Source organism: Acinetobacter sp. GN11 (assembly GCF_054823985.1).
Window position 1 is genome coordinate 1 of sequence record NZ_JRVL01000243.1, and the last position, 12,525, is coordinate 12,525.

The 12,525-nt window shown below is 37.3% G+C and carries 10 protein-coding genes and 1 tRNA gene; 5 read left to right on the forward strand and 6 right to left on the reverse strand.

Annotated features, from left to right (window positions below; all coding sequences use genetic code 11):
* The 3 genes from NL42_RS17410 to NL42_RS17420 all read left to right on the forward strand — a co-directional run.
* Positions 1–397, forward strand: a 397-nt coding sequence (locus NL42_RS17410; protein ID WP_461313710.1) for a hypothetical protein, incomplete at its 5' end; no start/stop codon positions are given.
* 186 nt (positions 398–583) lie between these two features.
* Positions 584–1,672 carry a YjgN family protein gene (locus NL42_RS17415; RefSeq protein WP_461313711.1) on the forward strand — a complete coding sequence of 363 codons (1,089 nt, stop codon included), beginning with the start codon at positions 584–586 and terminating at the stop codon, positions 1,670–1,672.
* Positions 1,673–1,692: 20 nt separating this feature from the next.
* Positions 1,693–2,784, forward strand: a complete 1,092-nt coding sequence (locus NL42_RS17420) for a M48 family metallopeptidase (protein WP_461313712.1) — start codon at positions 1,693–1,695, stop codon at positions 2,782–2,784.
* A gap of 153 nt (positions 2,785–2,937) precedes the next feature.
* Here the strand turns inward: NL42_RS17420 and NL42_RS17425 are convergent, their stop codons facing one another.
* From NL42_RS17425 to NL42_RS17445, 5 genes are all read right to left on the reverse strand, one after another.
* The gene (locus NL42_RS17425; RefSeq protein WP_461313719.1) at positions 2,938–3,255 is read right to left on the reverse strand and encodes a hypothetical protein; all 318 of its coding nucleotides are present in this window, start codon (positions 3,253–3,255) and stop codon (positions 2,938–2,940) included.
* 377 nt (positions 3,256–3,632) lie between these two features.
* Positions 3,633–5,381 (reverse strand): FAD-dependent oxidoreductase, encoded by a 1,749-nt coding sequence (locus tag NL42_RS17430; protein ID WP_461313713.1) that lies wholly within the window; start codon positions 5,379–5,381, stop codon positions 3,633–3,635.
* A gap of 244 nt (positions 5,382–5,625) precedes the next feature.
* Positions 5,626–6,237 (reverse strand): hypothetical protein, encoded by a 612-nt coding sequence (locus NL42_RS17435; protein ID WP_461313714.1) that lies wholly within the window; start codon positions 6,235–6,237, stop codon positions 5,626–5,628.
* Between the two features lie 117 nt (positions 6,238–6,354).
* Positions 6,355–6,444: transfer RNA gene (locus tag NL42_RS17440), tRNA-Ser, on the reverse strand.
* Positions 6,445–6,529: 85 nt separating this feature from the next.
* The gene (locus tag NL42_RS17445; RefSeq protein ID WP_461313715.1) at positions 6,530–8,560 is read right to left on the reverse strand and encodes an oxidoreductase; all 2,031 of its coding nucleotides are present in this window, start codon (positions 8,558–8,560) and stop codon (positions 6,530–6,532) included.
* Between the two features lie 264 nt (positions 8,561–8,824).
* On the opposite strand from NL42_RS17445, the gene argG reads away from it, so the two are divergent.
* Complete coding sequence (gene argG, locus NL42_RS17450; protein ID WP_461313716.1) at positions 8,825–10,183, forward strand: argininosuccinate synthase; 1,359 nt, start codon at positions 8,825–8,827, stop codon at positions 10,181–10,183.
* A 62-nt stretch (positions 10,184–10,245) separates the two neighbouring features.
* On the opposite strand, the gene NL42_RS17455 is transcribed toward argG, so the two are convergent.
* Positions 10,246–11,508 carry a GGDEF domain-containing protein gene (locus NL42_RS17455; RefSeq protein WP_461313717.1) on the reverse strand — a complete coding sequence of 421 codons (1,263 nt, stop codon included), beginning with the start codon at positions 11,506–11,508 and terminating at the stop codon, positions 10,246–10,248.
* A 149-nt stretch (positions 11,509–11,657) separates the two neighbouring features.
* On the opposite strand from NL42_RS17455, the gene pyrC reads away from it, so the two are divergent.
* Positions 11,658–12,525 (forward strand): dihydroorotase (gene pyrC, locus NL42_RS17460; protein ID WP_461313718.1); only part of this gene is annotated, 868 nt, incomplete at its 3' end.

A 12,525-nucleotide genomic window follows, 5' to 3' on the forward strand; every position in this document is an offset into this window, starting at 1 on the left:
AAATTTGGAAGAAAAAGGAGAAATAATGATTCTTTCACAATCTTCCGAAATAATATCGAAACTGATAATCCACTCAATTGCAGAAGAAACACTAGAAAAGAGACTAGAAAGTGATTTTATTATTGAATGTGACATTCCTTATTTACTTGAAACTATCTCATCTCAGTTAAGCTCAATATTTAAAGAAAATAAAGAAAACGCAGATGGAATTGTGAATCAATTTTATCATAATTTATTAAGTAGATTGACTAGGCAGCAAGTTGCAGAGCTTTTACACCATGAAGGAGCTTTTGAAATAGCCTTACGATCATACTATTCCATAAAATTGGAGAATGAAGATTATTTAGATTTAAACTATCTTGATTGGCGAAAACAATATTATTCTCAACTAAAATAATAAGAGGCTTTATATAAAATAAAAGGTGTTTTTCTCCCCTTCCACTGCAGAGGGACACAAGTGGTATTGTTGTTTGCTTTTCATTCTATTTCTTTCCATTTATAAAAAATATATAATGTTCTCAATAGCTTTCTAATTATCTATTACATTCAATCAAGATCATTTAGTTTCAATAAAGAGAATAAAATGCAAGAACAAGCTTTACCCTCATCTCCTCAAAATTTGAATGAGGATCAAAATATTACGTCCCCACCAATTTCTCAATCAGGAATTTATCATTTTAAGTTTCATGGTAAAGCTTCAGAATATTTTGGAATCTGGATCGTTAATATTCTTTTGACTATTATTACTTTAAGCTTGTATGCACCTTGGGCTAAAGTTCGTCGCTTACGCTATTTTTATGGCAATACAGAATTTTTTGAACGCCGCTTTGATTTTACAGGGATTCCAACCAAGATTTTGATTGGACGTTTAATTGCATTAGGAATTTACGCAGTATTTGCAATTTCATCACAGTATTCAATGATTGCGACTGTGGTTGGGCTAGTTGCACTATATACAGCAGTACCTTGGCTAATTCGCGCTACTTTGCGTTTTACTGCAAGAAATAGTAAGTTCGGTAACGCACGTTTTTATTTTGGTGGAACGATAAAAGAATCTTATAAAGTCTTTCTTTTGAGTATATTGGTATATATTTTCACATTAGGAATCTTTACACCTGTAGCTATTTGGCTATATAAAAAATATTATCTTAACAACTTATATGCTGGACAATTAAATTTTAAATTAAACGCGAAATGGTCTGCATATATGGCTGCAGTTTATATACCAGTTTTTATTGCAATTGGTATAATTGCTATTTTTTCAATCATTTACTTTGCTATTGCAGGAACAGTTTCTGGGTTCTCACCGAACGCTGTAGTCTTCGGAATGTTTATGGTATATGCATTTATAGGATTATTTATTTATCCATTAATTGCTGCACGTCTTTTTATTACGACATGGAACAATACGACAGTTGGAAACAGTCAATTTAAAACAGACTGTAATCAATGGCGTTTTGCATGGATTGTAGCTTCAAACTGGATTGCAAAAATCTTAACCATAGGCTTAATGTCTGCTTGGGCTGCAGTTCGTATTCACAAATATCAGATTGAATCGATGAGTCTAATTTTATTAGATGATCCAGATCAAATGATGAATCTCGCTCAGCAAGAACAAAGTGCTTTAGCTGAAGAAATCAGTGATATTTTTGATATTGACATCTCTTTATAATAATTTGAGTTTAATAATTTATGTCCCAAGCAGTAGATATCATTTTCTATGATGGCATAGTGTCTAAACCTCACCGTGCTCAGATTTCAGCTCAATCTAAATCTGAAGTTCTCATTCGGTATGGCGAGCAATTAGAACAACAACGTCATTATCAATATACTGATATGAAATTGATTGGTGCGCTGGGACAGTTACACCCAGTGATTGAATTATCTGATGATGCACGGATTGAATTTCATAGTGCATTACCTGAATGGTTTAATTACACAACTAAAAAGGTTCAACATTCGATCTGGAAATTTGAACGTTCTCCAGCTCTTATTCTTTTTAGTGTAATTTTTGTGATCACTTTCGCGATCAGTCTAGTGAAATGGGGTGTTCCAGCTACATCCCATTATCTTGCTTTTCAATTACCTGAGAATACTTTAAAGAAACTAGGTGATGAAGCCGAGAATTATGTATTAAATAATTGGACTGCACCCAGCCAATTAGCACAAACTCAAAAAGACCAAATTACTAAGCAATATTTGAATACTATTGCTGAAAACAGACCAGCCAAATTAGTCTTCCGTAAAGGCGATCATTTAGGGGCAAATGCTGTAGCGCTACCCAATAATACGATTATTATCACAGATGAACTGATCAAATTGGCACATACTAATCAGGAAATCTTAGGCGTATTAGCCCATGAACAAGGCCATTTGGTTTATCGCCATAGTTTGCAACAAGGGTTAACGAGTTTAGGCCTAAGTATATTATACATTGCAATGACCGGAGATAGTTCAGACTTATTTACGTCATTACCGGCTGCTATGATTGGTGCAAATTACTCACGTAAATTTGAGTCCGAAGCCGATCTATATGCTTTACAGCTCATGGATAAGAAGCATATAGAAGTCTCGCACTTCGCAAATTTCTTACAACGTTTAAGCGATACAACAGAAGAAGGTATCGATAAAAAAAATCAGTCCAACCCACCAACTTCTCAAGAAGAATCTTCAGCTAATAAACTATCTACAGCTGTCCTTGATACTTTATCTTCTCATCCTGCAACTGAAGAGCGTATTCGAATGGTTCATGATTTTGAGAAAAAACAACATGCTAAAGATTAAATAGTAGAAAATGAGGATTCATTCCCAAGACACGATGAAATATAAAGTTAAGCTGAAATCTCAATCTGCTTAACTCAATCCAAATTTCCATATGAGTTGCCAAGTACTAAAACTTTTTAAAGGCACTCAAAATAATTTATAGGCTCACAGAGTCTATCTAGAAAATTTATGGTCTTTAGGAAGTGGAGCATCACATGGTTGATCCGTCTTTACATTGACCATTTTCACAGGCCCATCGTTGTAGATTGTTACCTTACAGCCTTTTACGACATATTCCTGTTGAATGCCACCGTACATTTCATCCTCAGAAACAGCAGATGCAACATCACATGCCTCGTCAACACGGCATATATCCTCTTGCCCACCTACAGCTTCTGCTCCAGCAGCTTCCATTGCGTCTACAGCACTCTCCTGTACTTCAGCATCTACAGCCTGTATTTTTGCTGCATATGTGTTTGAAAGATTCATCATAAGAAAAATTGCAAGAAAGAACTTACTACTGTGATTTATTAAATTCATGAATTATCCATATCTCTTAATTTAAATTTGGTACATATCAGACGATTTTACTTTGCAAGTTAGCGATGCAAAGGAGTTAGTATTATAAGGAGCCATTTTACTCATAATTATACATATAGCAGCAATAGTTGACCCGAAAGAATTCTTCAAACAATGACAAGATATTGATCATTATTCAGATGCAATTGACTATAAAATTAAACTGAAATCAAAATCTGCCTAACTCAATCCAAATTTTTATATAGGTTTCTAAGTACTAAAAACATTCACATAAAAAAAGCCCCTGATTTTAACAGGGGCTTTTCGAATTTAGTGGAAGCAGTAAAATCCTAATTCAAACTAAGTATTGATGACATGGCTTTGTGCAATTCATTGTCCACCGATTCAATTTTGTTGCTTTGCCAAGCAATATAGCCGTCTGGTCTGATCATTATGCAAGCATTTTCATCATTGCCCCAAGAGCGAGAAAGTTCTCCATAAGAGTCTTCAACATCTCTTTTTGGGCCTACCTGTATAACTTTAATATCCAAGTTGAGCTGGCTATTAATTTTGTCTACAGCAAGTTTCCATTTATCGCCTTGTAACCAACAGAACAGCGTAAACTTTCCATTTCCGATTAAGTCTAAGGTTGATATTTTTTTATGATTTTTGACTAGCCATGTATGAGGGAGTTTATGGCCAGAGGTAAATGAGGGATAATAATGAAGATCTTCATCTCTACTAGAATCTATTTTATTTTCAATATTATATTCTGCTCCAACAATTGCTGATGAATGATACCGTACGTTAGTTTCTACTCCTAAGGCAGCAAATTCATAAGCTTTATATTCAATTGCAGATCTTAAATCACGGCGTTTAACAGCACCTTTTTCATTACCTTCGCTTAAGGCATTTATGCTTCCTTGCATCGTCTCTGTACTGTACTTTCCATCTAACTCTAAAGCAGAAAATATTGTAGAGAACTCTCTAACACTTTGATTTGCTCTCTTAACAATTCGCTCACCAACAGGTGCTCTTTCATCATTAAAACTGTCCAATAAACCACTACCCGCTTTGCCATTTAATACAAATGCTAATTTCCAACATAAGTTATAAGCGTCTTGAATAGATGAGTTTGAACCTAGCCCATTAGAAGGTGGATGACGATGGACAGCATCACCAATGCAGAAAACTCGACCTTTCGAGTATTGCTCTGCATACATTTCATTTACTGTCCATAACGACTTACTACTTATGTTTATTTCAATGTCATTATCACCAATAAGCTGTTTGCAAATTGCAATTGCTTCATCATCGGTAAAAGATGGTTCTTCTTTTTCAATGTCATAACCCCAAACAATCTGCCATTCATTCCAAGGTCTGACCATACGTAACAAACCTAACCCAATCCCGCCAATGTTTGCTCCGGGTTGTATAATCCACCAGAGGTATCCAGGTCGATGCGAAACATATTTTGTTAAATCGGCTTTAAAAATAATGCTGATACTGCCACTTTTCCCCATTTTACCAGCCATAGGCAAATCTAAATCTTTTACGACTTGGCTGCTTGCACCATCAGCTCCAATTAAATACTTACATCGGATTAAGTATGTTTGTTTAGTTAATCTATCTAAAACAGTGACAGTTACCCCATCCTCGTCTTGTACATGAGATAAATATTCCGTATCAAATCTTGGATGACTCCCTCGTGATGCTGCATTTGAAAGTAAAATAGGTTCAAATAGGTGTTGAGGAAGATCGCACTGTTCATAGGGACTCGCTTTAGCATATTCTGACATTCTTTCTGGATGATTCATTCCATAAGGAAAGCGTCCAATTTCATCACCCGTTAAAGATGTGCAATAAACAACATCACCCATAACTTCCTTGGGTGCTGCTTTTGCGATTACTTCATCAGAGATCCCTAAATCTCGAACAATTTCCATAGTTCTTTGACTGATATAATGAGCACGAGGACTGTTTGCCAGCCATCTATATTTAGTTATTATGATATTTCTGATTCCATAACTACTTAACATAAGTGCAGCAGAAGAACCAGCTGGACCACTTCCAACAATTAAAACATCAGTTTCTAACATTTTTATCCTATTACTTACATATTTTTGACAGCTAAATAGTTATTACGTGTATTAAAAGCAAACAACCATTTTGAATATAATATTGCTTCTAAAAACTCTTTTAGATCATGGAGGTAAACTTCACAACATTAAATATTAAATAAGTCTATTAAAGTTATAAAGCAGATTTTTAATCAAGATTTCTTATATCAACATAGTTCAGTCTTTTAATAAGTATGGCAAAGTTTTATGAGTTTGACTTAATTTAGGTAACATAATGTATTTCCTTTACTTCTTCATTTAAAATTTTTAATACAGTTAGACAAACATCTAAATATTGCTCATCTTTAATATTTCTATGGTAAGAGTCATAAATTCTTATGAGCACACCATTCCATTTAAATTTTCCTACATAAGGTTTTGGTTGACAGGATGTATTATTATAAATTTTTCGCCCCCAATAATCTGTCGTACGATTATAATATTGAGGTGAATACATAAATACATTAAATGCATAATCCCTATCAAAATCATTTTTCCAGTCTTTTGCCAATAATTTATTAACATCTGTAGGCCATCTGATTTTAAATCCACTATCTCCTTGATACTCTCTTGGTATTAACCAAAACCGACCACTACGCTTTATTAAAAAATATTTACGAGAGTCAAATTTTGGTAGTCGTGCGAAGTCTTCTTGTGTATAAGAGTCAAACTCTTCAGCTAGCCTAATCCTTTCCCGTTCCATATTTGAATGAATAAGAGCATCTTGATCTTTCTCTGTTAAAGGAACACATTTATATACAAGCCATGCTATAAAAATAATTAAAAGCAAAGCCCATACAAAACCTTTAGTTGGTGTGTAGTTTTTTATTTTCATTTTTCCACCTTTAATAAACTAAGAATTAATGCATCTACATTTTGATGTGGGTTATTTTGAGGGTAAAATAATAGATATAAAAAAAAGCCCCTGCTATTAACAGGGGCTTTTCGAATTTGGCGGAAGCGGTGAGATTCGAACTCACGGAGGACTCACACCCTCGTCGGTTTTCAAGACCGGTGCATTAAACCGCTCTGCCACGCTTCCATGTGCGTAAGAATACAAAGCTTATTCATTTTATTCAAGAAAAATATCATCACTTTGTGTTCAAGTGCATATTGTTTCATCAATTTTACAATCGAGCAGCTAATTCTGCTCCTTCTTTGATCGCACGCTTCGCATCTAGCTCCGCTGCGAGCTTTGCACCACCAATAATGTAGTAGTTCGCTATAGTCGACTCACCTTCTTTTGGCATCAAGTCTTTTACCGACTCTTGACCTGCACACACCACAATCGTATCGACACGTAAAAGCTGGTCTTGACCATTGTGCTCAATCCAAAGCCCTTCATCAGTGACCGCTTTATATTGCACACCACGGAGCATACGTACGCCATGCTTTTTAAGCTGTGCGCGATGTACCCAACCTGAAGTTTTACCAAGGCCAATACCTAGAGGTGTCGTCTTACGTTGTAGTAAATAAATCTGGCGAACAGGAAGTTCAACTACTGGTGGCTGCATACCACCTTCAGAAATATAGTTAGGATCTGGGTCTACGCCCCATTCACGTTGCCACTCGGCTAAAGGTTGAGGCTGTGGTTGATGTGGAGGTTTAAGTAAAAATTCCGATACATCAAAACCAATACCGCCAGCACCAATCACTGCAACTTTTTGCCCAACTTCTGCACCTTTTAAAACCTGAGCATAAGAAAGAACTTGTGGTGCATTGCTACCTTCAATTTTTAATGCACGAGGGATTACACCAGTTGCAACAATCACTTCATCAAAACCTTCGCGTTCAAGCTGCTCGCGATTTACGCGAGTATTTAAACGTACATCCACCCCAGTTTTTTCGAGTTGGACTTTAAAATAACGAATCGTTTCGTGAAATTCTTCTTTACCCGGCACCACCTTGGCAAAGTTAAATTGTCCACCTACATCTGAAGTTGCTTCAAATAAAGTGACCGCATGACCACGGCTTGCCGCAACAGTTGCCGCGGACATTCCTGCTACACCACCACCTACAACAGCAATACGTTTAGGCTGTTTGGTTTTTAAATAAACCAGTTCTGTTTCATGGCCTGCACGTGGGTTCACTAAACAAGACACGCGCTTATTTTTAAAAGCATGATCTAAACAGGCTTGGTTACAAGCAATACAGGTATTAATTTCATCAACACGATTAGTCGCAGTCTTATTTACCCAAAATGCATCAGCCAATAAAGGACGCGCCATTTGAACCATATCTGCTTTACCAGTTGCCAAAATTTCTTCGGCAGTTTCAGGCATGTTAATTCGGTTTGACGCAATAATCGGAATAGAAATATGTTGTTTTACATGCGCCGTGTAATCAACAAAAGCTGCTCGAGGCACTGACGTTACAATGGTCGGAACACGTGCTTCATGCCAGCCAATGCCGGTATTTAATAAAGTCACACCGGCCTTTTCTAAAGCTTTTGCTACAGTAACCACTTCTTGCATGGTGTTCCCATCATGCACAAGGTCAAGTAAAGACAAGCGGAAACAAATAATAAATTTCTCACCAACTTTGGCGCGAATCGCTTTAACAATCTCGACTGGAAAACGCATACGATTTTCAATTTCACCACCCCAACGGTCAGTACGTTGGTTTACATGGCTACTTAAAAACTGGTTAATTAAATAACCTTCCGAACCCATAATTTCGACACCGTCATAGCCTGCTTTTTTGGCAATGTCAGCGCACTGTGCATAATCTTCTATTGTGCTGAGAATATTTTTTTCAGAAAGCTGGCGCGGTTTAAACGGTGAAATAGGAGATTTAATTGCCGTTGAAGACACAACAAATGGTTGGTAACCATATCGGCCAGCATGCAAAATCTGCATTAAGATTTTAGAGCCATGTTTATGGACAGCATGGGTTACCAAACGGTGCTGAGGAACATCAAAGAGACTGTTCATGGTTCCACCCGCAGGTGCCAACCATCCCTGACGGTTCGGAGAAATACCCCCTGTCACAATCAGGCCAACTCCACCTTTTGCACGCTCTTCAAAATAAGCTGCCAGTTTTGGGTAATTATAGAAACGGTCTTCTAAGCCCGTATGCATGGATCCCATCACCACACGGTTTTTAATGGTGGTAAAGCCTAAATGTAATGGTTTTAATAAATTGGCGTAACTTGTCATGCTGCGTCCCAATAGTTTTTTGCAACTTGTTGCATAGTACTTTAATACTTTTTTGATAATTTTGGATGACCCAGAATTATTTTTTATTCGAGTTTATGGTCAATCTATATATAAAGAAGACAATTCCATATTTTCTTCAAATAATAAATACCAATCATAACAAGTGAATTAATGCTTTTTTTGCCAAAAAAAGCACCATGAATAGTGCTACAATAGCAGCCATTCAGAATTCTCGAGACCACCTGTACGGGGTCTTTTTTATAAATGTTAGGATTAGCAATGACTGATAATGCAACTATCTTGCAGCATGTACCAGTAGGCAAAAAAGTTGGGATTGCCTTCTCCGGAGGCCTAGACACTTCAGCTGCTTTATTATGGATGAAACAAAAGGGCGCAGAGCCTTATGCATATACTGCAAACTTAGGCCAGCCTGATGAAGATGACTACGATGTAATTCCAAAGAAAGCAGAACAATACGGCGCTGTAAAAGCTCGCTTAATTGACTGCCGCTTACAACTTGCGCTCGAAGGTATTGCTGCAATTCAGTGTGGTGCATTCCATATCAGTACAGGTGGTGTTCCTTATTTCAATACGACGCCATTAGGTCGTGCAGTAACAGGTACAATGTTAGTTACTGCAATGAAAGAAGATGACGTAAACATCTGGGGTGACGGTTCAACTTATAAAGGTAACGATATTGAACGTTTCTATCGTTATGGTTTGTTGACCAACCCGAATCTTAAAATTTACAAGCCTTGGTTAGATCAAAACTTCATCGACGAACTCGGTGGCCGTGCAGAAATGTCACAGTTCCTGATCGACAACGGTTTTGACTATAAAATGTCAAAAGAGAAAGCGTACTCAACTGACTCAAACATGTTGGGCGCAACTCACGAAGCAAAAGATCTTGAATACCTAAATGCTGGTATCAAAATCGTTGAGCCAATTATGGGCGTTGCTTTCTGGAAAGAAGAAGTTGAAATCAAACCTGAAGAAGTAACTGTACGTTTTGAAGAAGGTGTACCTGTTGCGTTAAACGGTCAAACTTTTAACAATCCAGTTGAGCTTATTCTTGAAGCAAACCGTATTGGTGGTCGTCATGGTTTAGGTATGTCTGACCAAATCGAAAACCGTATTATCGAAGCGAAATCTCGCGGTATTTATGAAGCACCGGGTATGGCCCTTCTTCATATTGCTTACGAGCGTTTGGTTACTGGTATTCATAACGAAGATACGATCGAACAATACCGCATTAACGGTTTACGTTTAGGTCGTTTACTTTACCAAGGTCGTTGGTTCGACTCTCAAGCGCTTATGTTGCGTGAAACTGCACAGCGTTGGGTTGCTAAAGCTGTTACGGGTGAAGTTACTCTTGAACTTCGTCGTGGTAATGACTACACCATTATGAATACTGAATCTCCAAATTTAACGTACGAAGCTGAACGTTTAACAATGGAAAAAGGCGATTCAATGTTCTCGCCTATGGACCGTATTGGTCAGTTGACTATGCGTAACCTCGACATTACCGATACACGTGCAAAACTTGGTATCTATACAGATGCTGGTTTACTTTCAATCGGTCAAGGTTCTGCTATTCCTCAATTAGACAGTAAGAAAAAATAATTTTCTTATAGCGTCAAAAAAGGCCACCTATTAAGGTGGCCTTTTTATTTTTAATAATTTATTTAGGCAATTTCGGCGACTTGTAAAGGCTGATAATAAATCTGGTTACGCCCAAGCTGCTTAGCCCGATATAAAGCTTGATCGGCAGCATGAATTAAATTTTCCTGAGTGACTTTTAAGCCTTCTGTGTAAACAGTAAAACCCAAACTAATCGTTACATGCGTAGAAACTAACGATGCAGCATGAGGAATCGCTTGACGCTCAATAGCTTTATAAATATTGGCAGCCACAGCATATGCACCTTGAGCGGGTGTTTTTGGCAAAAGAACCACAAACTCCTCTCCACCATATCGGGCAACAAAATCGACATGACGTATCGAATTTTTAATTGCAGAGGCAATAGACGCGATGACCTTGTCCCCCATCTGATGTCCATAAAAATCGTTATAGTTTTTAAAAAAATCGATATCAATAAATAAAACAGCCAATGGACGTTGTTCTTGCTTTGCCCGATAGTAAAAAAAGTCGAACATCTCATCAAAAGTACGTCGATTAGAAATTTTAGTGAGCGCATCTTGCTGACTTAAATGAAGCAATTCAGATGCCTCAATACGTAAAATCTTTTCGTTAAGTTCAGCAAGCTGATTATTTAAAAAAAGGCTTCTTTCTCTCGAGATAAGCATCGTACTGATTGAAAAACCTAAAATACAGCTACCAAATAATGCCCGCCCCAAAGCAATATAGTCACAATTCGCTTGCAATAAAATCAATGAAGAAAAAACGAAAATGGCTGCCGTTAAACCCACATAAAGCATGTGCAAAGGTTTTATACCGCTCAAAATAAATCCGAGCATATATAAAAAAGAAAGTAGCAACATCGACTGATTTTTAAGAGCGATATTTCCTACGCTAAGCAGCAACATTGCATTGAAAATAATGGTAAAAAATACAATCCCGCACGCAGCGATGTAAAAATATTCAGTGAGTTTTTTAAACTTGGCAAAAACCCAAAATAGCAGCAGCGCACAAGCAATATTAATTGCACTCAATAAGCAGTAAATAAAGTCCCAAGTAATGTAAGGTACACCGATCACCAAGTAATCTGTAGGAAGCGCTAATAAAATAAAAATGAGGTAGGTGAGAACGCCACTTGCTAAAAATTTGGAGATATTTTGTTTAGTTCGTTCAAGATTTAAGCACCAGAACTTTTTTTCTAATTGATGAGGCAAAGGTGTATTGGCATAACGATGGGTATGTAAAGTTACCAGATATTCTATTTCTTCTTTTGCTTTGAGTAATTCCTGTACATTTCCCCTATTTACCACTACCCGATTCCTACCTCTTACACATTAACAAAATATAACATTATTTTTTGAGGCCTCTTGCGCTTTATTTTGCCATTTGTCCGTAATTCTCGTTACCATTTTCACACTTTATCGATTATCATTTGTTTTATTTCGAAGTTTGAACTGCCTTGGACTCTATTACCCTGCTCCAGCCAGATGACTGGCATGCACATTTACGTGATGGTTTAGCATTAAAACGTACTGTACCTGATTTGGCTAAACAGTTTGCTCGTGCGATCTGTATGCCAAACCTTGTTCCGCCAGTGAAAACTGTGGAAGAAGCATTGGCTTACCGTGAACGTATTCTTGCTCATGTTCCAGAGGGTCTCAATTTTGACCCGCGTATGGTGCTTTATTTTACTGACTTCACCTCACCAGACGAAGTTCGTAAAATTAAAGAATCTGGACATGTAAATGCAATTAAACTTTACCCAGCTGGCGCGACCACCAATTCTGATAATGGTGTGAGTGATATCCGTAAGGTTTATGCAGTTATTGAACAATTAGAAGAGCATCAAGTTCCGTTATTACTTCATGGTGAAGTGACTCATAACCATGTCGATATTTTTGACCGTGAAAAACGCTTCCTTGACGAAGTACTCAACCCGCTTTTAAAACAGTTTCCAAAACTTAAAGTGGTACTTGAGCACATTACAACAAGCGATGCGGCTCATTTTGTGTTAGAACATGACCGTAATGTTGCTGCGACAATCACTCCTCAGCATTTATTATTTAACCGTAATGATATGTTGGTTGGTGGTATTAAACCGCATTTTTACTGTCTGCCAATTTTAAAGCGCCAAACACACCAAACAACTTTGCTTGAAGTTGCAACGAGTGGTAATCCTAAATTTTTCTTGGGTACAGACAGTGCACCTCACTCACAAGATGCAAAAGAAAATGCGTGTGGCTGTGCGGGCTGTTATAGTGCACCTAATGCAATTGAGCTTTATGCCCAAGCATTTGACCAAGTGGGTAAATTAGAACGCCTAGAAG

What these genes read in the sequence shown, in the direction of transcription:
- NL42_RS17415 (WP_461313711.1), top strand. Translation starts at nt 584, where the DNA reads ATGCAAGAACAAGCTTTACCCTCATCTCCTCAAAATTTGAATGAGGAT.
- NL42_RS17420 (WP_461313712.1), top strand. Translation starts at nt 1,693, where the DNA reads ATGTCCCAAGCAGTAGATATCATTTTCTATGATGGCATAGTGTCTAAA.
- NL42_RS17425 (WP_461313719.1), bottom strand. Translation starts at nt 3,255, where the DNA reads ATGATGAATCTTTCAAACACATATGCAGCAAAAATACAGGCTGTAGAT.
- NL42_RS17430 (WP_461313713.1), bottom strand. Translation starts at nt 5,381, where the DNA reads ATGTTAGAAACTGATGTTTTAATTGTTGGAAGTGGTCCAGCTGGTTCT.
- NL42_RS17435 (WP_461313714.1), bottom strand. Translation starts at nt 6,237, where the DNA reads ATGAAAATAAAAAACTACACACCAACTAAAGGTTTTGTATGGGCTTTG.
- NL42_RS17445 (WP_461313715.1), bottom strand. Translation starts at nt 8,560, where the DNA reads ATGACAAGTTACGCCAATTTATTAAAACCATTACATTTAGGCTTTACC.
- argG (WP_461313716.1), top strand. Translation starts at nt 8,825, where the DNA reads ATGTTAGGATTAGCAATGACTGATAATGCAACTATCTTGCAGCATGTA.